The organism is Mycobacterium sp., assembly GCF_052144515.1.
Classification (GTDB): domain Bacteria; phylum Actinomycetota; class Actinomycetes; order Mycobacteriales; family Mycobacteriaceae; genus Mycobacterium.
Map to the genome: position 1 here is coordinate 15,043 of NZ_JBKQQD010000299.1, position 19,037 is coordinate 34,079.

The 19,037-nt window shown below is 64.7% G+C and carries 20 protein-coding genes and 3 pseudogenes; 10 read left to right on the top strand and 13 right to left on the bottom strand.

The annotated features are described in order from the left end of the window. Window positions 1-64: 64 nt before the first annotated feature. From ACLP9N_RS20145 to ACLP9N_RS20160, 4 genes are all read right to left on the bottom strand, one after another. Window positions 65-556 (bottom strand): hypothetical protein, encoded by a 492-nt coding sequence (locus ACLP9N_RS20145; RefSeq protein ID WP_442409069.1) that lies wholly within the window; start codon window positions 554-556, stop codon window positions 65-67. A 61-nt stretch (window positions 557-617) separates the two neighbouring features. Next, entirely contained in the window at window positions 618-1,298 is a 681-nt protein-coding gene (locus tag ACLP9N_RS20150; protein WP_442409070.1) for a hypothetical protein, read from the bottom strand. Next, window positions 1,298-2,296, bottom strand: coding sequence for a phosphotransferase family protein (locus ACLP9N_RS20155; RefSeq protein WP_442409112.1), 999 nt, complete (start codon window positions 2,294-2,296; stop codon window positions 1,298-1,300). The genes ACLP9N_RS20150 and ACLP9N_RS20155 overlap by 1 nt, the downstream gene beginning before the upstream one ends. Before the next feature lie 50 nt (window positions 2,297-2,346). After that, window positions 2,347-2,694 (bottom strand): nuclear transport factor 2 family protein, encoded by a 348-nt coding sequence (locus ACLP9N_RS20160; protein ID WP_442409071.1) that lies wholly within the window; start codon window positions 2,692-2,694, stop codon window positions 2,347-2,349. Window positions 2,695-2,834: 140 nt separating this feature from the next. Between ACLP9N_RS20160 and ACLP9N_RS20165 the strand changes: the two genes are divergently transcribed. Beyond that, complete coding sequence (locus tag ACLP9N_RS20165; RefSeq protein WP_442409072.1) at window positions 2,835-3,785, top strand: class I SAM-dependent methyltransferase; 951 nt, start codon at window positions 2,835-2,837, stop codon at window positions 3,783-3,785. 1,003 nt (window positions 3,786-4,788) lie between these two features. Here the strand turns inward: ACLP9N_RS20165 and ACLP9N_RS20170 are convergent. Next, the gene (locus ACLP9N_RS20170) at window positions 4,789-4,926 is read right to left on the bottom strand and encodes a hypothetical protein (protein ID WP_442409073.1); all 138 of its coding nucleotides are present in this window, start codon (window positions 4,924-4,926) and stop codon (window positions 4,789-4,791) included. 24 nt (window positions 4,927-4,950) lie between these two features. Between ACLP9N_RS20170 and ACLP9N_RS20175 the strand changes: the two genes are divergently transcribed. After that, entirely contained in the window at window positions 4,951-5,127 is a 177-nt protein-coding gene (locus ACLP9N_RS20175) for a hypothetical protein (protein WP_442409074.1), read from the top strand. 93 nt (window positions 5,128-5,220) lie between these two features. Here ACLP9N_RS20175 and ACLP9N_RS20180 read toward each other — a convergent pair. Then, window positions 5,221-6,071: pseudogene (locus tag ACLP9N_RS20180) on the bottom strand (hypothetical protein). 102 nt (window positions 6,072-6,173) lie between these two features. Here ACLP9N_RS20180 and ACLP9N_RS20185 point away from each other — a divergent pair. The 5 genes and pseudogenes from ACLP9N_RS20185 to ACLP9N_RS20205 all read left to right on the top strand — a co-directional run bounded on the left by ACLP9N_RS20185 (window position 6,174) and on the right by ACLP9N_RS20205 (window position 9,440). Continuing rightward, complete coding sequence (locus tag ACLP9N_RS20185) at window positions 6,174-6,593, top strand: MmcQ/YjbR family DNA-binding protein (protein ID WP_442409075.1); 420 nt, start codon at window positions 6,174-6,176, stop codon at window positions 6,591-6,593. 119 nt (window positions 6,594-6,712) lie between these two features. Next, window positions 6,713-6,926 (top strand): annotated as a pseudogene (locus ACLP9N_RS20190) (hypothetical protein). A gap of 30 nt (window positions 6,927-6,956) precedes the next feature. Further along, complete coding sequence (locus ACLP9N_RS20195; protein ID WP_442409076.1) at window positions 6,957-7,115, top strand: DUF6131 family protein; 159 nt, start codon at window positions 6,957-6,959, stop codon at window positions 7,113-7,115. 122 nt (window positions 7,116-7,237) lie between these two features. After that, complete coding sequence (locus ACLP9N_RS20200) at window positions 7,238-7,942, top strand: response regulator transcription factor (protein WP_442409077.1); 705 nt, start codon at window positions 7,238-7,240, stop codon at window positions 7,940-7,942. Further along, window positions 7,920-9,440, top strand: a complete 1,521-nt coding sequence (locus tag ACLP9N_RS20205) for a sensor histidine kinase (RefSeq protein ID WP_442409078.1) — start codon at window positions 7,920-7,922, stop codon at window positions 9,438-9,440. Before ACLP9N_RS20200 ends, ACLP9N_RS20205 begins: the two co-directional genes overlap by 23 nt. Before the next feature lie 8 nt (window positions 9,441-9,448). On the opposite strand, the gene ACLP9N_RS20210 is transcribed toward ACLP9N_RS20205, so the two are convergent. Continuing rightward, the gene (locus ACLP9N_RS20210) at window positions 9,449-9,919 is read right to left on the bottom strand and encodes a lipoprotein LpqH (protein WP_442409079.1); all 471 of its coding nucleotides are present in this window, start codon (window positions 9,917-9,919) and stop codon (window positions 9,449-9,451) included. Window positions 9,920-10,064: 145 nt separating this feature from the next. Here ACLP9N_RS20210 and ACLP9N_RS20215 point away from each other — a divergent pair, with 145 nt between their 5' ends. Continuing rightward, complete coding sequence (locus ACLP9N_RS20215) at window positions 10,065-11,969, top strand: alkyl/aryl-sulfatase (protein WP_442409080.1); 1,905 nt, start codon at window positions 10,065-10,067, stop codon at window positions 11,967-11,969. Window positions 11,970-11,997: 28 nt separating this feature from the next. Here ACLP9N_RS20215 and ACLP9N_RS20220 read toward each other — a convergent pair whose 3' ends face one another. From ACLP9N_RS20220 to ACLP9N_RS20240, 5 genes are read right to left on the bottom strand one after another with little or no spacing between them, the layout of a single operon-like run. Then, window positions 11,998-12,966, bottom strand: coding sequence for an NADPH:quinone oxidoreductase family protein (locus ACLP9N_RS20220; protein ID WP_442409081.1), 969 nt, complete (start codon window positions 12,964-12,966; stop codon window positions 11,998-12,000). Further along, window positions 12,966-13,577, bottom strand: a complete 612-nt coding sequence (locus tag ACLP9N_RS20225) for a TetR/AcrR family transcriptional regulator (RefSeq protein WP_442409082.1) — start codon at window positions 13,575-13,577, stop codon at window positions 12,966-12,968. The genes ACLP9N_RS20220 and ACLP9N_RS20225 overlap by 1 nt, the downstream gene beginning before the upstream one ends. After that, window positions 13,574-14,881 carry an acyl-CoA dehydrogenase family protein gene (locus ACLP9N_RS20230; RefSeq protein ID WP_442409083.1) on the bottom strand — a complete coding sequence of 436 codons (1,308 nt, stop codon included), beginning with the start codon at window positions 14,879-14,881 and terminating at the stop codon, window positions 13,574-13,576. Before ACLP9N_RS20230 ends, ACLP9N_RS20225 begins: the two co-directional genes overlap by 4 nt. A gap of 16 nt (window positions 14,882-14,897) precedes the next feature. Beyond that, the gene (locus ACLP9N_RS20235; RefSeq protein WP_442409084.1) at window positions 14,898-15,662 is read right to left on the bottom strand and encodes an SDR family NAD(P)-dependent oxidoreductase; all 765 of its coding nucleotides are present in this window, start codon (window positions 15,660-15,662) and stop codon (window positions 14,898-14,900) included. Window position 15,663: 1 nt separating this feature from the next. Then, window positions 15,664-16,731: a phosphotransferase family protein gene (locus ACLP9N_RS20240; protein ID WP_442409085.1), complete on the bottom strand. Its 1,068-nt coding sequence runs from the start codon at window positions 16,729-16,731 to the stop codon at window positions 15,664-15,666. A 74-nt stretch (window positions 16,732-16,805) separates the two neighbouring features. On the opposite strand from ACLP9N_RS20240, the pseudogene ACLP9N_RS20245 reads away from it, so the two are divergent. Both ACLP9N_RS20245 and ACLP9N_RS20250 read left to right on the top strand, forming a co-directional pair. After that, window positions 16,806-17,413, top strand: a pseudogene (locus ACLP9N_RS20245) (histidine phosphatase family protein). Window positions 17,414-17,522: 109 nt separating this feature from the next. After that, window positions 17,523-18,572 carry a phosphotransferase family protein gene (locus ACLP9N_RS20250; RefSeq protein ID WP_442409086.1) on the top strand — a complete coding sequence of 350 codons (1,050 nt, stop codon included), beginning with the start codon at window positions 17,523-17,525 and terminating at the stop codon, window positions 18,570-18,572. Here ACLP9N_RS20250 and ACLP9N_RS20255 read toward each other — a convergent pair. After that, window positions 18,561-18,929, bottom strand: coding sequence for a LapA family protein (locus ACLP9N_RS20255; protein WP_442409087.1), 369 nt, complete (start codon window positions 18,927-18,929; stop codon window positions 18,561-18,563). The two genes, ACLP9N_RS20250 and ACLP9N_RS20255, sit on opposite strands and share 12 nt — an antisense overlap. Window positions 18,930-19,037 lie beyond the last annotated feature (108 nt).

Genomic DNA, 19,037 nt, shown 5'->3' on the forward strand with positions numbered 1-19,037 from the left:
GCAACCAATTCCGCGTCACGACGAACGTCCGGCAGCACGCCTGGCCCCGGTGTTTACGGGGCCGCTACGGGCGTTGCTCGAACGGTCGGCGTGGTGGGATGGTCACCGTTTGCGTGACCGTGCTGGTCTCAGTGCTCGGCGAAACGGTGACTGTGCTGGGCGGGACCGTTGTGGTACCGGTGTCGGTGCTCGGCGGTGGCGCCGTTTCGGTGACGGTCTGAGTCGGCTCCCCGCCGCCTCCCGGCGGACGGTGGCGCGGGGCCTCCCCGGTCGTGCTGGTCACCGCCGTCGGGGCGCTGGTGGACGGCACGGGTGTCGTCGTCGTGGTGGGACTGTGCGCCGGCAAACCTTTCGCAAGCTTGACCACCGCGAATACCACCAGGGCGAGCAGTATCACCCCGATCGCGCCGGCCGCGACCAGCGCCAGCGGGCGGCGGTACCAGGGCGTCGGTGGCGGCTCTGGTTGCCCCGGCGAGGGGTCGTAGCCGTAACCGCCATATCGTCCGGCCGCGGTGGGCTCCGAGTAGTACTCCGGGTGCTCAGGCTGGGGAGGCACGAAAGGAGATGCTAGGCGGTCGTTGCTCGCAGGAAACGAGGGGGATCCTCCGGCACCGTAGTCATTCCAGGGGCGTCCAGGTCTTCCAGCTCTTGCCGAACTCGAGAGGCTTTTTTGGGACCTGGGCGACGCTGATGATCTCGCGAAAGTGATCTTGCCAACCCCACCAGTCGCTGACGTGGAAGACGCGTTGGAACCAGCTGATCTGATAGCCATGCGGTATCACTTCGCCCTTGCTCTCCGGGGCAAACACCGCGACCGCCAACATGCCGATGACCGACGATGCCGGAAGCTGGATCTTCCCGTCCCGCCAGATGTGCACCCCCGAGGCGCGCGGCCCGGGCGGCGTGAGTTCGAATCCATTGGGCAGTTCGTCCTTATGCCCGTGCCCGCGTCGATGAATGCCGTACAAGACGTCGGCGATGTCGGGACGCTTGTCGGGCAGGTCCGACTCCACCGCTACGGGGAAGCGGGTTTGATCCCAGTCGATGCCCTGTGCCGTCATCGCCCCGAAGATGTCAAGCGAATCCCGGACGGTGCGTTTGTACTGGGTTGCGACCCCCAGCCGTGGATACCGAGCATTCCCGATTGCATCGACGGCGTTGCAGGCATGAAGCATGGACGCGTCCCACTCCTTGCCTTCCCAGTCGTTGAGTGAGCGCCTGACCTCATTGGAGACTTTCACACCAGAGAGGCTATCGGTGCGATGTGGGCGGCGGCCGTCGACCCGGCCGAGTCGCATCAGGTGCGTGTGTCGATAAGCCCCAGCGCCCGCTCGAACAGGTGCACCGTAGCCGCGTGAAGCTGGTCGCCGACCTCCTTCTCGGCCTTGCCCGCGCAGGCTCGTGCCAGGGTGCCTTCTATGACGATGCCGAGCTTGAAACAGGCCAACACCGTGTACCAGGTGATGTGCGATAAGTCGCGGACGGTGTTGGCGGCATACCGCTGCAGCAGCTCGTCGGTGCTGGCCAACCCCTCCTGACCGCCCAGGGCGTGGCTGAACACGGCCGACCCGTCCGACTGGCGCCAGGTGGCCAGCAGCCAGCCCAGGTCCAGCAGCGGGTCACCGATGGTGCACATCTCCCAGTCGACGATGGCGACCACCTCCGGCCCGGTGCGGGAAAACATCACGTTGGCGGCGTGGTAGTCGCCGTGCATGATGCCCGGCATCCACTTCGACGGCCGGTGCTCGTCTAGCCACGCCGCGACCTGCTTGACCCCGGGGATCTGCGGCCCCGGATAGTTTTCGTACTCCTGATAGGACTCCAGCTCCGAAAGCCAGCGCGGCACTTGGCGTTCCAGGAAGCCGTCCGGTTTGCCGAAATCGGCCAGACCGACAGCGACATGGTCGACTGCGCCCAGCTTGGCCAGCGCGTCGGCCATCGACAACCCCATCTGGAACCGCACGCCGGGATCGCCCGCGTGCAGCGGCGGCAGCCCTTCGCCGGCGTTGAAGCCGTCGATCGGCTCCATCAGGTAGAAGACCGCATCGCCAAGCACACCGGTGTCCTCGCAGGTGGCGATCAAGTGGGGGTGTGGCACATCGGAACCGGCCAGCGCGGCAAGGACTCTGGTTTCACGCAGGATCACGCTGTTGCTGCGGGTACGCAGGTGACGTGGTCCGCGCCGCAGCACGTAGTCCCGGCCCGACCTGCTGAACCGAAGCATGACGTTCTGTGTTCCACCGGTGACCGGGGATACATTCTCCAGCGGTCCTTCGCCGAGCCCTTGTTCGGACATCCAATCGGCAACGGCTTTCAGGTCGACTTGATTGGGAGCGGCCACGAACGTCAGCCCTTGGCGTGCGGGGTGTAGCGGATGGTCTGCGCCCAGATCATTCCGTCCCGGAAAACGAAGGTGTCGACGCCGTCCTCAACCCGGTTGACCGCCGAATCGGCGGCCCACTCGAGAAACAACACGTCGCCGTCGAGAACCTGGGTTTTCAGGTCCCAGACTGCGTTAGGCAGTTCGTCGAGCAACTTGACGAACACCTTCCGGACGCCGTCCTTGCCGCGCGCGACGCCGGCCGATGTGATCACCACGGAGTCGTCGGCGTAGTCGGCGACGATCTCGTCGAGGTCGCCTGCGGCCAGCGCCTTGCCATGGTGGGCGAATACGTCCCGTGGCGCACGTGTCATGGCAAACCCTCCTGGGCCTCCTGGAACCTCGTTGGGTCGTCTGGGAAAAGCCTAGGCCACTGGCGGTGAGCGACCCAGGCCGCCGGCGACTGGAACAATAGTGTGCGGAACTAAATTTTTGGCTGCGAAGGGGACTGGCAATGCCGCGTACCGACAACGATTCCTGGGACATCACCCAAAGCGTGGGGGCCACCGCACTGGGTGTTGCCGCCGCTCGCGCCGCAGAGACCGAGAGCGAAAATCCGCTTATCAACGACCCGTTCGCCCGGGTGTTCGTGGACGCGGCGGGGGAGGGGATGTGGAGCATCTTCGCCAATCCCACGCTGATGGCCAAGGCGATGGAAACCGAACCGGATCTGCGGGCGCGCGTCCAGCTGATGATCGACTTCATGGCCACCCGGACCGCGTTCTTTGACGAGTTCTTTCTCGGCGCGGCCAACGCCGGTGTTCGACAGGTGGTGATCCTCGCGGCCGGCCTAGATGCACGCTCCTGGCGGCTGCCCTGGCCCGACGGCACGGTCGTTTACGAGCTAGATCAGCCCAAGGTGCTGGATTTCAAAATGGCTACCTTGCAGCAGCACGGGGCGCACCCGACGGCCCAACTGGTGAACATCCCGATCGACCTGCGCCAGGATTGGCCAAAGGCTCTGCAAGAAGCGGGCTTTGACGCGTCACGGCCGTGCGTCTGGTCGGCCGAGGGACTCGTGCGCTACCTACCGGCACAGGCCCAGGATTTGTTGTTCGAGCGCATCCATTCGCTTAGCGCCGAGGGCAGTTGGCTGGCTTCCAACGTGCCCGCCGCGGGTTTCACCGATCCCGACCGCGTGCGGCGCCAGCGTGAGGAGATGCAGCGGATGCGGGCGGCGGCCGCCAAACTGGTCGATGCCGAGATAACCGACTTCGACGACCTCTGGTACACCGAGGAGCGCACGCCCGTCGACGGCTGGTTGCGCGACCATGGCTGGGACGTGTCAGCGGCAACCTTCGCGGAGCTGATGGCCCGCTATAGCCGCACCATTCCACAAGGTGTTGAGGACTCAATGCCGCCAACTCTTTACGTGTCTGCCCAACGGCGCGGCTCGTCGGGCTAGTCGGCACTGGAATTAACCAGCGGCCCGGCGGCCCGAGTGAGCTGGTACCCGTGACGACGGGAGCGCGGTCGCTGCAGAAAGCTTCGGCGCCACCGCGCGCCCCTTTCTTGCGTCGTGCGCGGCAACCGCTGGACTCGCTGGCTCACCGGGTGAAATAGCCTGCGCCGCTCGGCCTGGCAGCTAAGGCCTTGGTGGCGATGTTTTGCGCTACAAGCAAAATGTCGCGGGTCTCGATATTGAAAGCGGCCCTGGTGATTTCGCGGGCCGAGGATTCCGAGATGCGACCGCCGAGATCCGCCCGCTGACCTGTATGAAGGCCTCGACATCCGCAAGACAGCCGGCGCTCCATCCGGCCGCGGGGTATAGCCGTGACCGCTACCGCTGACCGGGCTGGGCTACAGCGCAGCCGCAAAGTGCCTTCATCGAGTGCGCGGCCAAGGCGGGTCTACTCGGATCTCATGACGCAGCAAATTTCCACGACAACCGCTGTAGGACAGGGAAAGAAAGATCACAGCCTGCACATAGACTTCGATTAGTCCAGTGCCAGAACGTCTTTCAATAATTTGCTACAACCAGAAATTTCCGCAGAGGTCTCCGGAAGGTGGCCCGGTCGTTGTGAAGCCGTTATGTAACAACGGGATTCAGTCGGTTTAGTGGGAAAAAACCCCGGGTAGCCACGAGGCGTGAAAAATACACTGCGCCTCGCGGCAACAACAATCGTAATGAGCGCCGGTTTGGGGCTCGCTGGATTGGGGGCGGCCGCCGTCGCCGACGCCCAACCTGCACCCTTTGCCCCCTTCCCGGACTACCATTGGTGCCCCGGAGATCGTTGGGACCCAGGCTGGGGTAACAATTGGGACTGGGGCCGCTGCCACGACGACCACTTCTTCGACGGTGAACCTCGCGACCAAGGTCACTGGCACGGCTGGTAAGCAGCCGTCAAGTTCTGTGTCCGCCCAACGTGGCCGGCGCCTTGGCGTCGGCCGCGTCCGTATCTGCGCAGCTAGGGCGCGACGACGATCAGTTGCTGGGTTACGGTTTCGTTCCATGCGGCTTCGACGTCGGCGAGTGGCATGGTACGGGCGTCGATCTGGAAAGCACCACGGGTGATTTTGCCGGCGATGGCGGGCAGCTCGGCCACTATGTCGCGGGTCGGGACGGAGCCTTGTCCACTCCCGACGATCTGCAGGCGCGCCGCGCGCAGCGCTGCGGACGGTATCGCGGCGGCACCACCCGCGACAGAACCGATCTCGATCCAGGTGAGCGGCTTGCCGGGTTCGGCGCGGGTGGACCAGCACCGCCGATGCGCCCGCTGTCGCGGCCGCAATTGCCGGTGCGGTGATCGGCTACGTCGTGCAATCGGCGTTCAGCGACGGCGACATTCGACCCGAAGCAGTACTGCAGGGCTTTCTCTCGACTGAAATGACCGGGTCGGCTAGGTATCGCCAGCCGAGGTCGCCGATGTTGAAGGCAGCAGATGTTCCACATCTTGTTTGATCGCTGCGATCGCATCGACGGGTGTGAGGTCCTGGCCTGGCTGTCCTGCCCGAGTTGGGGCCAGCCGGCACCGTTGGGCCCACGCAGTTGGTCCCAGATGTCGCGGACCTTGGACAACAGTTCGGTCTGCTCGTCGTCGGTGAGCGCCATCAACCATCCTCCGTTCGTTGTGATGCCGCACGCGGCGGCAAACTCTTGCGGTGTCAGCCCGTCGGCGGAATTCATGTCGCAGTTGCCGAATGGGGGAGCACCCTGCGGCAGATTGGGGCTGTAACCAGTGCCGTCGGTGTACTGGTGCGCCACTTGCCCGGGAAGATTCGGATTCGACCCGTAGCCCGCCCCAATGACGCGTAGGCCGTCGGGACGGACCCGCCACATGTTGGAAAAGTCAAACGAGTTGGCGTAACCGATGATTCGAGCGGAAGATCCCGCGTAGTCGGCAAGGTTCCAATATAGGGCGTTGATCCAGCTCGACCCGTCGCCCGCCGGGTTGCCACCGGATTCGACGTCAAGCATCAGTGCGACCCGCGGATGCAGGCCGCCACCGGCGTCGATCATCGAACGCACGGTATCGGCATTGTCCGACCAATCCGGGCGAACATAGGTGTAGACGATTCCGAATGTCATTCGCCCGCTGTCCAGCGCGCCGCGCATCCACGCGTAGTTACCGGCAAAGTTGTCATCTTGGTAGGTGCCGTCGCTGACGCGGATCGAAAGCACCTGGTAAGGATACGAGTCATCCACGCGTACTTGGTATTCGGAGACGTCGGCGAACAGGGTATCGGTCAAGGCAGCTCTCTTTGGGCGGGAGGTGGCGCACTGTCCGTTACCCGCAATGGTGGTCAACCATGCCTGGAATCCGCACCCTGCCCGCTCGGTATCGTCGCGGCTATGGCTGATCGCGCCGATCGACCCGCCCGGGTCGACGATGTGCATCGAATCGCCGCCTCGATGCCCCACGTGACGCGACTGGAGGGGCCGAAGGGCAACTCGATTTATCAGGTGGGCGGCAAGTCGTTCGTGTTCTTCCGCACGCCCCAGCCCGACGCGACCGATGCGATCACCGGCGAGCGCTACGCCGACGTGATCATGCTCTGGGTGGAGTCAGAGAGCGACAAGTTGGCGCTGGTCCAGGATCCTGGCTCCCCGTTCTTTACCACAGACCACTTCGACGGGCATCCTTCGGTGCTGGTGCGGGCCAGTCGATTGGCGGAAATCAGCGGGGCCGAGCTGACGGAGCTGGTTCAGGACGCGTGGTTGTCGCGGGCATCGAAGAGACGCGCCGCAGCCTGGCTCGCCCAACATCAATAGTGGGGATGCCGAATTCAGCGCGCGACGATGTTTGGACGCGCAGCGGTGAGGTTTAGACATGAGTCCAACGGGTATCAGTAGCGGCACGGGAATCTTTCTCGGACACAACGGAGGTCACGATGCGAGGTCGTGGAATTCTTGGCGCGATTGTCGTGGTGTGGTTGCTCATCGGAGTCTTCGCGGCATACCAGCGGCACTACTTCGATAACGGGCCGGCCTACTAACTGCGGCACTGCAGCCTCCATAGCAACGACAGTGGTTGCGGGGCCATTGAATTACAAGATCAATCCAGCAGTCAACTGTAACCCGAACGTGCCGCAGCCAAAGCAATAACAATCATCCCCTCGATACAAGGAGTTTGTCATGATCGCATTAGGTGTTGTTTTGATCATTCTGGGATTTGTGTTTCCTGCGCTTCACATCCTTTGGACCATCGGCGTTGTTCTGCTAGTCGTCGGCGCGGTCCTATGGATCTTGGGCTCTGTGGGCCGCCCGGTTGCCGGCCGGCGCTACTGGTACTGACTGGTACTGACGCGCTGACGCGCTTTCACAGCACGCACATAGGGTTCCCATAGCCACGGCCAAGCCGGGTGCGGATACTTGAAGCTGTGACTCAGACCAAAACCCCGGTTGAGAGGGTTGTAATGTGCCGTGCCGACGGAAATCCGATCAACGTGCTCGTCGTCGATGATGAAGCCGTCCTCGCCGAGATGGTGTCGATGGCATTGCGGTACGAGGGCTGGAACATCGCCACCGCCAGCGACGGGTCGGCGGCGATCGCGGCAGCCCGCACTCAGCGGCCCGACGTGGTTGTGCTCGACGTGATGCTGCCCGACATGAGCGGTCTCGACGTTCTGCACAAACTGCGCGAAGAGCACCCCCAGCTGCCGGTGCTGCTGCTCACGGCGAAGGATGCGGTGGAAGACCGCATAGCCGGGCTGACCGCCGGCGGCGACGACTACGTCACTAAGCCGTTCAGCATCGAGGAGGTCGTGCTGCGGTTGCGGGCGCTGTTGCGGCGCACCGGCGTGACGACGGTGGACAGCGGCGCGCAGCTGGTGGTCGGAGACCTGGTGCTTGACGAGGACAGTCACGAAGTGACGCGCGCCGGCGAACCGATCTCGTTGACCTCCACCGAGTTTGAGCTGTTGCGGTTCATGATGCGCAACTCCAAGCGAGTTCTGAGCAAGGCACAGATTCTGGACCGGGTATGGAGCTACGACTTCGGCGGCCGGTCCAACATCGTCGAACTTTACATCTCCTACCTGCGCAAGAAGATCGACAGCGGTCGCGAGCCCATGATCCACACGCTGCGCGGCGCAGGGTATGTCCTCAAGCCAGCACGCTAACCCACGGCGAGTTTGGTCGCTTCGTCTGCGGCTGTTGGCCGGGCAGATCGTCGTGCTCGCTGTCGTCTGCGTCGGCATCAGCGCGGCGACCGAGCTGGCACTGCTTCACCACTTGGTAAGGCAGCTCGACGGTCAGCTTGCCGGGACGTCGTACCGCTCAGCGCTGCTGTACCCCGAACCGAAACGCCCGGGGTGGCGACAATCCCACTCCTACTATCCGGGCCCGGGCCCCGGGCCGAGGTTCCTTGATGCCCCGGGCCAGCCGGCTGGCATGGTCGCCGCGGTGATCAGCAAGGGCAAAGTCGTCGACGTCGGCTACCTGACCAGCACTGGAGCCCGTGCCGCCGTGAGCCCGACCGCCCAGGCCCAGCTGGAGGGGATCGCCGGCGGCCGCAAACCGGTAACGCTGGACCTCGACGGCCTCGGGCGCTATCGCGTCGTCGCCGCCCCGAGCCGGAGCGGGGGCGACATGATTGTCACGGGACTGTCGATGTCGACCGTCGACGCCACGATGTTGCGGATGCTGATCATCTTGGTGGTCGTCACCCTGATCGCGCTGACTGCCGCCACGATCGCGGGCGCCATCATCATTCGGCGTGCGCTGACGCCCTTGCGGCGCCTGGCGCAAACCGCGAGCAGGGTCGCGGACTTGCCGTTGGCGCGCGGCGAAGTCGAACTGCCGGTGCGGGTGTCCGAATCTGACGCGAACCCTTACACCGAGGTGGGCCAGCTCGGATCGGCCCTGAACCGGATGCTCGACCACATCGCGGCCGCGCTGTCTGCGCGGCAGGCCAGCGAGACCCGCGTTCGCCAGTTCGTCGCCGACGCGAGTCACGAGCTGCGCACGCCGCTTGCCGCGATCCGCGGCTACACCGAACTCAGCCAACGGATGGGCGATGACCGCGAGGCGGTGGCGCAGGCGATGAGCCGGGTCGCTTCCGAGACTGCTCGGATGACGCGCCTGGTCGAGGACCTGCTGCTGCTCGCTCGCCTCGACTCAGGCCGCCCGCTGGAACGCGAACCGGTCGATCTGACGCGGCTCGCGGTCGACGCGGTCAGTGACGCCCACGTCGCAGGACCGGATCATCAGTGGGAGCTCGACCTGCCCGAAGAACCCGTGGTCGTCACCGGTGATGCGGCACGGCTGCACCAAGTGGTGACCAATCTGCTTGCCAACGCCCGCATCCACACTGCGGCGGGCACCGTCGTGACGACGCGGTTGACCACCGAGCCGGCACACAGCGTGCTGCAGGTCATCGACAACGGCCCCGGTATTCCGGCAGAGCTGCAGTCGGAGGTGTTCGAGCGCTTCGCGCGCGGCGATTCTTCGCGTTCAAGCAAAGGCGGCAGCACCGGGCTGGGCCTGGCGATCGTTTCCGCTGTGGTCAAGGCGCACAACGGGACGATCACGGTAAACAGCTCACCCGGTCACACCGAGTTCACGGTGCGGTTACCACTCAACGGGTGGCAACCGCCCGCTCCGAGGTCAACTGGCTGAGATGCCCGCTAGGAGCAAGCCGCGTCGATTTCGAACGGCTTGTTAACCGGCTGCGTCGGGTTGGCCATGTCAATGCCGGTCGCGGTACCGGTGATCTTGTACGTGTTGCCGTCCATGGTCACTGAGGCGCTGCCCTGACCACCCTGCGCGTACTGAAGGGTCACACCGTTGACGTTGCCGAGCTGGACTGCCTTCACCGCGGGCGGGTTGGCGTCAGTGAGCACGACACTGATCCCGGTGCTGTTCCCACCGACCGCAATGCTGACATTGCCGGCGGCCTTGGTGCAGACGGTGGTGCCCTGAACGTTCTGGTCCTTGCCGTCGATGATGACCGTCGCCTTGTTAGGGCCGCCGACTGACACGGAGCCCCCTGGCACGGAAGTCGAAACACCGCCGTTACTCGACTTGTTCGAACACCCGGAAATACCCGCGACCAAAATGGCCGCTGCCGCTACGGCGACCGTCAGTCCACGCTTCACCTTTTCTCCTTTGCCCGACTTTTGCGGTCCGCAGGATTTGTGGACCATCTCGGCAGTATGCGGGTTATCTGGACTGAAGATCTAGAGCCCGCGGGATATTTATTTCGTAATCGTTAACTCGTCGTCACTGAACAGATCTTTCTCGATGGGCGGCTCTGGTGGCAATGTATCTGCGGTGAATCCCAAACCCCCTTCCGCAGTCATCGAGTCGGCCCACAGCGAACTCGAACTGCCCTTCCACGACACAACGGATTTCGACGATGCCGATCGGGGATTCATTGCTGCCCTGTCGCCCGGTGTCGTGAAGGCTGCCGACGGCCGCGTGGTGTGGGACAACGACGCGTACGCGTTCCTCGACGGCCCCGCGCCTGCCTCGGTGCACCCCAGTTTGTGGCGGCAATCGACGCTGGCCGCCAAACAAGGCCTTTACGAAGTGGTGCCGGGGATCTATCAGGTCCGCGGTTTGGACCTTTCGAACATCACCTTCGTCGAGGGCGACACCGGCGCCATCGTCATCGACCCCCTGGTGTCCACCGAGGTAGCCGCCGCGGCGCTGGGCTTGTATCGCACCCACCGGGGTGGTGATCGTCCCGTCGTCGCGGTCATCTACACCCACAGCCACGTTGACCATTTCGGCGGCGTGCTCGGCGTCACCTCGCAGGCGGACGTCGACGCCGGCAGGGTGCCGGTGCTGGCACCGGAAGGGTTCACCGCGCACGCCGTCCAGGAGAACGTCTACGCGGGGCCGGCAATGACGCGCCGGGCGACGTACATGTACGGCAGCCTGCTGGCGCGCGGACCGCAGGGTCAGGTGGGTTGCGGGCTCGGTCAGGCCGCGTCCGCCGGCGAGGTAGCCCTGATCGTCCCGACACTCGACATCCAGACGACGGGTGAGACGCACACGATCGACGGTGTGGAGATTGAGTTTCAGATGGCGCCGGGCACCGAGGCCCCGGCCGAAATGCACTTCTATTTCCCGCGGTTTCGCGCCTTGTGTATGGCCGAGAACGCCACCCACAACCTGCATAACCTGCTGACACTGCGGGGTGCGCTGGTGCGCGACCCGCATGCGTGGTCGGGCTACCTCACCGAGGCGATCGACACCTTCGCCGACCGCGCCGATGTGGTATTCGCATCGCACCACTGGCCGACCTGGGGACAAGAGAACATTGTCAAATTCTTGTCGCTGCAACGGGACTTGTACGCCTACTTGCATGATCAGACACTGCGACTGCTCAATCAGGGCTATAGCGGTGTGGAGATCGCCGAGATGTTCCAGATGCCACCCGCTTTGGAGCAGGCCTGGCATACCCACGGCTACTACGGGTCGGTCAGCCATAACGTCAAAGCGGTCTACCAGCGTTACATGGGTTGGTTCGACGGCAACCCTGGTCGGCTGTGGCCCCATCCTCCCGAGGCGCTGGCCCCCCGGTACGTCGAGGCGCTCGGCGGCATCGACCGCGTGGTCGAGCTCGCTAGGGCGGCTTTCAATTCGGGCGACTTCCGTTGGGCGGCAACACTACTCGATCACGCGATATTCACCGACAGCGAGCACGTGAGCGCCCGTGAGCTATACGCCGACACCCTGGAGCAGATGGGCTACGGCGCCGAAAACGCGACGTGGCGCAACTTCTTCCTCAGTGGCGCCACCGAATTGCGCGACGGCAATTTCGGCACGGCCGCGTCGACCACCTCGCCGACATTGCTGTCCCAGCTCACGCCCGAGCAGATCTTCGACAGCCTTGCCATCCGGGTCAATGGGCCACGCAGCTGGAACCTCGACCTTGCCTTCGACATAACCTTCACCGACTCGGATGCGAATTACCGGCTCACACTGCGCAACGGCGTGCTCGTCTACCGCAAGATCGTCCCCGACCCCCCGTCGGCGACCGTTACGGTGCGGCTGGCCAGCAAGATGCGGCTGCTGGGCGCGGCATTCGGAGACTTCACCTCACCCGGGCTCGAGTTGTCCGGCGATGAGACGGCGTTGCAGTCGCTGCTGGGTGTGCTCGACGCGCCGGACCCGAGCTTTAACATCATCACGCCGTAGCCGTGCTCGCGCTACTGACTCGGCGCCGTCAGGCGACTTCGATAACTACCTTGCCGAGGACCTTGCGATCGGCCACATAACGCAGCGCCGCGGGGGTTTCATCCAACGGGAATCGCGCGCCGATGTAGGGACGGATGGTGCCGGCGGCGAACATCTGCGCCAGCTCCTCCATGTCGCGCACGGCCTCGTCGGGGTGGTCGGCGAGGAAGGTACGGATTTCCATTCCCCGTACACAGATGTCTTTGAGCAAAACGAGATTGAGTGGGATCGACGGGATCGCACCCGCGGCGTAGCCCAGGGTGATGAAGGTTCCGCCGCGGGCAAGCCCTCGCAGTGCCGGCTCAGAATACTTTCCGCCGACCGGGTCGAGGACCACCCGGGCGGCATCACCGGTCAGCTCACGAATGCGGGCTTTCAGGTCTTCGCGGTCGTAGTCCACGATGGCCTCGGCCCCGCGCAGACGGCATATCTCGAGTTTTTCCCTGCTCGACGCCGCGGCCAGCACCCGGGCTTTCACTGCGACCGCCAGATCAACTGCGGCCAGTCCAACACCGCCCGCGGCGCCCAGCACCACAACCCAATCACCTTCTGCTACTTGGGCAACCGAGCGTAAAGCGTGATAGGCGGTGCGGTAGGTGACGCCGAATGCCGCGGCCGACGCGAAATCGGCGTCGTCGGGCATGAGCGCCGCCTGGCTCGCGTCGAGCAACGCCTGCTCGGCGAACGCGCCGAAGGTGGTTCCGGATACCCGCTGGCCCGGGCTGAACGGCGCACCATCGCCGGCGGCAATCACTTCGCCGGCGATTTCGTTGCCCGGTATGAATGGCGGCGGGATCTTCACCTGATACTTGCCCGCTATGAAAAGCACATCGGGAAAGTTGACCGCCGCCGCGCGGACCCGCACCAGCAGCTGGCCTGGACCCGGGACGGGGTCGGCCACATCGTCGATGACCAGATCCTCTGGTGTGCCGTAGGTGCGGCAGACGACCGCGCGCATCAGCCAACCCCCAGCCCGCGCAGGCAAAACTGCACCAGGTGGGCGATGTCGGTGGTGTCCGGCCGGTCGGTCGAGCCCACGTACCGTCGCATCATCGCTGCCGTGCAGCTGAAGACGGCATTGACATCGCGGTCGACATCATTGCTGCCCAGCGTTGCCACCGGGTCGATCAGCAGATCACGCAGCGGCCGCATCATTTCCTGGTCGCTCGCACGCCAATTGGCATTGGCCGCCATCTGCCCCGCGGCAGCGCGGCTCATGCTGATCAGGTGCGGGTCGGCGACCTGTGCGAGGGTGCCCTCGATCCAGCGGGCCACCTTGTCCTCCGGTCTGGCTTCCTTGGCCATCTGATGGTGAAGGTAGGAGACGACGATCGCCACCCCGCGCTCCATGACCGCCAGGATGAGATCGTCCTTGCCGGCGAAATACCGGTAGAACGCCTTATTCGACGAGCCGGCCTCGGCGACGATATCGCTGACCCGAGGCGGGTCGGGTGCGACCCGCTCCATCACTCGCACCGCTGCGGCAAGGATGCGCTCGACCTCCTCGGTGGCCTCCCGCTGCCGGTCGTCGTGCGCGCGCACGACGGCCGCGGTTACCCGGTTGTTCATGGCGAATCGGGAAGGGCCGGAACACGTTCGACAAGGTCGCCGTACTTCGTCTTGGCGGCTTCGCGGCGGACGTCCAGCAACTCACTGGGCCACTCCGCGTCTTCGGCCTCGTATCCCTTGAGCAGCATGCGGGCCAGGTTGACCTTGTGCGCCTCGGTCGGGCCGTCGGCCAAACCGAGCGCAATCCCGCCGAGCAGCACGTTGACCAGCGGCAGCTGGTCGGTGAGGCCGAGCGCGCCGTGCACTTGGATCGCCCGCAGCGCAATGGATTTCAGCACCTGCGAGGCCAGGATCTTGCAGGCGGCGATCTCGGCGCGCGCGGCATGCTCGTCGCCGTTGTCGATCAGCCACGCGGCGTGCAACACCGTCAACCGGAACGGGATCAACTCGGTGTAGGAGTCGGCGACGAACTCCTGCACCAACTGCTTGTCAGCCAGCAGACTGCCCTGCGTAAAGCGGCTTTTCGCGCGCCGCGACAGCATTTCGACGGCACGCTGGGCCATCCCGATCGAACGCATCGCATGATGCAACCGCCCGCCGGCCAGCCGAGTCTGCAAGATCGGGAAGCCCATGCCCGGTTGGCCGAGCAGCGCGTCTGACGGCACCCGCACCCCGTCGTAGTTAACCAGTGAATGCCCGGGCTCATGGGGGTCGGCTCCGACCAGGTGGTGGGTGGCTTCCACGTTCAGGCCGGGGGTGCCCGCCGGGATGAGGAACGTCGAGGCGCCGTGGTGGACGGGCACGTCGGGGTCTGTGATCGCGACGACGATGAAGAACGAGGCGACGGAGGCGTTGGAGGAGAAGTACTTTCGTCCGGTGATGACCCAGTCGTCACCGTCTTTGACAGCGCGCGTCGTGAACACCCGCGGGTCGGCGCCGCCCTGCGGCTCCGTCATCGAGAAGCACGAGAAGATCTCGCCGGACAACAGGCCCGCCAGGTAGCGGTCCTTCTGATCCTGTGTCCCGAAGCGGGCGATGATCTCGGCGTTGCCGGTGTCTGGCGCTTGCGTGCCGAACACGATCGGCGCCCAGGGGCTACGGCCCAGAATTTCGTTGATCAACGTCAGCTTGACCGCGCCCAAGCCCTGCCCGCCCAGTTCCGGGCCCAAATGCGGTGCCCACAAGCCATTGTCGCGGACCTGCTGTTTGAGCGGATCGACTATCTTGCGGCGTTCGTCGTTGAGCGGCAGGAACTCGCAGCCGGGGAACAGCACCTCGAGCGGTTCCACTTCCTCGCGCACGAATTCGCGTACCCAGTCCAGCTTCTTCTCGAATTCCGGTTCGGTAGAGAAGTTCCAAGACATTCGAATGCTCCCGTCGTTAAGGGATCCCGCCGTCGGCGCGCAGGATCGAACCGGTGGTGAAACTCGACGCGTCGGAGGCCAAAAACAGCGCGGCGCCAACGATTTCGGGCGGATCTCCGGGGCGTTGCAACGAGAGATGACCGAACCTGTTCGTGTTGTCGTTCTCGAGACCCCAGGCCTTGCTGACGTCGGTCAAAAACGGCCCGGCCATCAGCGTGTTGACCCGCACGGTCGGCCCGAACGCCTGGGCCAGTCCCTCGGTCATGGCGTTGAGCCCGGCCTTGGCCGCAGCGTAGGGAATGATGCCGCCGTTCGGACGCAGCGACCCCGTGGAGCTCACGTTGACGATGGAACCGCGGCCGGCGGCCACCATCCGCTCGCCCACCAACGCCGATAACCGGAAGGGGCCCTTGAGGTTGAGGTTGACCACCGCGTCGAACAACTTTTCGGTGACGTTGGTCAGCTTGTCGTAGAGCGGTGACATGCCCGCGTTGTTGATCAGCGTGTCGACCTTGCCGAAGCGCTCGTAGGTGGCCTCGACCAATCCGTCGAGCTGATCCCAACGTCCCACGTGCACTTGATAAGCCATGGCGGAACGGCCGGTCTCGGCCTCGATCTCGTTGGCGGTGGCCACGCAGTTGTCCATGTTGCGGCTGGCGATCACTACGTCGGCTCCGCAGCGAGCGGCCGCAAACGCCATTTCCCGGCCCAGTCCGCGGCTGCCGCCGGTGATCAGTACGACCCGGTCGGTGAGGTCGAAAATCCGGTCTGCGTAACCCATTTCAGCAGGCCCCAGTCGGCCTGGAAGGCAAAGCCCGGGCCAGCTCGGCTGCGGTGGCAATGAGTTGTGGGATCATCGCCCCGAAGGCGTCCTTGATCTTCGGGTCTACCCCTCCTTTTTCGGCCCCCATACGTACCCCTGTTGCGTAGGTCTTCTCCAGCACGATGCCGAGTTTCCAATTGGCCAGCACCAGGTAGTAGTCGATGTTCTCGGTGGAAAGCCCGCTGACTTTTTCATAATGCTCGAGTAGTTCGCTGCGGTTCGGCATGCCGCGCATGTCCAGATAGAACCCGTCGTCGCGGGGATTTTCGCCGTCGTAGCCCAGTAGCGCCCAGGCGAGATCGAGCAACGGGTCGCCGACCGTCGTCATCTCCCAGTCCACAATCGCCGCCAGCCGAGCCGGCTCTCCGTGCGCGAACATCACGTTGGCGAACTGGTAGTCGCCGTGCATGATGCCGGGCTTGTACTGCGCGGGCCGGTTGTCGCGCAACCAGCTGGCGGCCTCGTCCAGGCCGGGCAGGTCGCGCACCTTGTAGGCATCCAGGAACTTCAGCCAGCGATCAACCTGCCGTTCGTGGAATCCGTCGGGACGGCCGAAGCCGTCGAGTCCTTGGGCGCGCCAATCCACCCGGCCCAGTTTGGCGGCCCCTTCGACAAGCTCGAACGCCAGCCCGCGCCGGGCCGGTAAGTCGGTGTCGAAGGGCGCCTGCCAGCCGCCGTCCATCGGGCTCCACCCGTCGATCGCGCGCATCACGTAGAACGGCATGCCGAGCACGGTGCCGGTCTCGTCGGCCGCGATCAGCCCCGCGTGCGGCACGTCGGTGCCGGACAACGCCCGCACCAACCGAATTTCCCGCAACAGCCCGTCGATGCGGGCCGCGTCGGCGCGCAGACCAGGCATTCGCAGCACCATGCGCTGACCGCCACGTTCGATCAGATACAGGGTGTTCTGCGAGCCACCCTTGAGTTGTTGCAGCGAGGGTTCCTCGCCGCCGCCCGGAGCGTCGTTCTCGTCGAGCCACCGACCCAGAACGCCCGCGTCGAGTTGAGGTTCGATACCGTTAACCATTGTCCGCGCACCCCGCTCTCTGCGCAGAGAATAGCATTCTCCGCCAGTGAGACCACCAGACGACGGGAAGAAACATGCAAGTGCTTCTGATCCGGCATGCGTTGCCCCTGCGCAGCGACCACGGTGAGGGCTCCGACCCGGACTTGTCGGACGAAGGGCTGGCTCAGATCAAGCGCCTGCCCGAGGCACTCGCCAGGTTTCCCATCTCCCGGGTGGTGAGCAGTCCGCAGCGACGTGCCATTCAGACGGCGGAACCGGTCGCGGCGGTGCGTGAGCTATCCGTCGAGATCGACGACCGGTTCGCGAATACGACCGCGACCTTCCGCATTACATCCCCGTCGAGCAGATCCGCGACGAAAACCCGCAGGAGTGGGTTCGTATGGCCGAAGGGCGTTTGCCGAGCGCGGTCGACGAGGACGCGTTTCGCGCCCGCGTCCGGGCGGCGGTCGACGACCTCGTCACCGCCGCCGATCCCGAGGACACGGTCGCGGTGTTCAGCCACGGCGGGGTGATCAACATGCTGCTGCACGAGATCCTGGGCACCGTCAGGCTGTTGTCTTTTCCCATCGACTACGCATCGCTCACCCGGCTGCTGTACTCCCGGTCCGGTCAGGTGACGGTGGCGACAGTCAATTCCACCGAACACGTGTGGGACCTGTTGCCCCGCAATCAGCGATGGTGAGGCGCTAAGCGATCGAGCCTGCGTCCGGGGTGGGCAAATCGGCCGATAACCCACCCTCAGCGCAGGGTCGAAGCCGCAAGCGCAGAGTCGAGGGTGGTAAACAAGTCCGGTGACTTCAACTGACCGACTCGAGGGGCTTGACCTCGGCGGGCTGGACCGGTATCTGCGTTCGCTGGGCATCGAGCGCGACAGGGAGTTGCGTGCGCAGTTCATCTCCGGCGGCCGCTCCAATCTGACGTTCCGGGTCTACGACGAGAAAACGAACTGGCTGGTGCGACGGCCACCCCTGCACGGTTTGACACCTTCGGCGCACGACATGGCCCGCGAGTACCGGGTGGTCGCCGCGCTGCAGGACACGGCGGTTCCGGTGGCCCGCACCATCGCCCTGTGCGAGGACGATTCGGTGCTGGGCGCGCCCTTCCAGATCGTCGAATTCGTCGCCGGCCAAGTGGTGCGCCGGCGCGCGCAGCTCGAAGCCTTCAACCACACCGTCATCGACGGCTGCGTCGATGCATTGATCAGGGTCCTCGTCGACCTGCACAGCGTCGACCCGAACGCGGTGGGGCTGGGCGATTTCGGCAAACCCAGCGGTTATCTCGAACGCCAGGTGCGCCGATGGGGTTCACAATGGGACCTGGTACGGCTGCCCGACGACCACCGCGAGGCGGACGTTCAGCGCCTGCATTCCGGTTTGTGCCAATCCATTCCGCAGCAGAGCCGCACTTCGATCGTGCACGGTGACTATCGGATCGACAACACCATCCTGGACAATGACGACCCGACCCGCGTCCGTGCCGTGGTGGATTGGGAGCTCTCGACGCTGGGCGACCCGCTCAGTGACGCCGCCCTGATGTGCGTGTACCGCGATCCCGCGCTGGACCTGATCGTCAATGCCCAAGCAGCCTGGACGTCGCCGCTGTTGCCGACGGCCGACGAGCTGGCGGATCGGTACTCGCTGGTTTCCGGACTGTCGCTGGCGCATTGGGAGTTCTACATGGCGCTGGCCTACTTTAAGCTGGCCATCATCGCCGCCGGCATCGATTTCCGCAGGCGCATGGCGGAGCAGGCGCAGGGAAAGGACGAGGCGTCTGAGGGGCCTGAGGTTGTCGCGCCGTTGATCTCGCGCGGACTGGCCGAGCTCGCCAAGCTACCGAGCTGACGCCTTCAACGCGGCCACATGGCTCTTCTTGGCGGCTCGCCGCAGCTGAAGGATCCGCGCGGTACCGACGGTCACCGTGACCAGCCCGCCGCCAATCGCCGCCAGTAGCATCGCCACTCCCAGCGGCAGGCTCCAGTGCCAGCCCAAGAAGGTGAACGACGAGGTCTCCATGTTCTGGGTGATGAAGACCAGCAACAGGATCAGGATCAGGAAACCGGCAATCAACGACGTCCACAGGGCGCCGGCGCGGGTGAACTTGGCCGCCGGATCCGTGGCCGGCGGACCTGCGGCCGGCGCCGGCACAGTCGGGTTCTTCGCACTGGGCTTATCGGGCGAGGCAGAGGGATCGCTGCTCATGATCCCATCTTTGTCCCATCTGGCTCAGAAATAAACCAACCACGCGAGAAACCTGGTACGGCGTGAACCTCACGCAGCAGCGCCCCGTAGTTTCCGACGTTAGTGTCA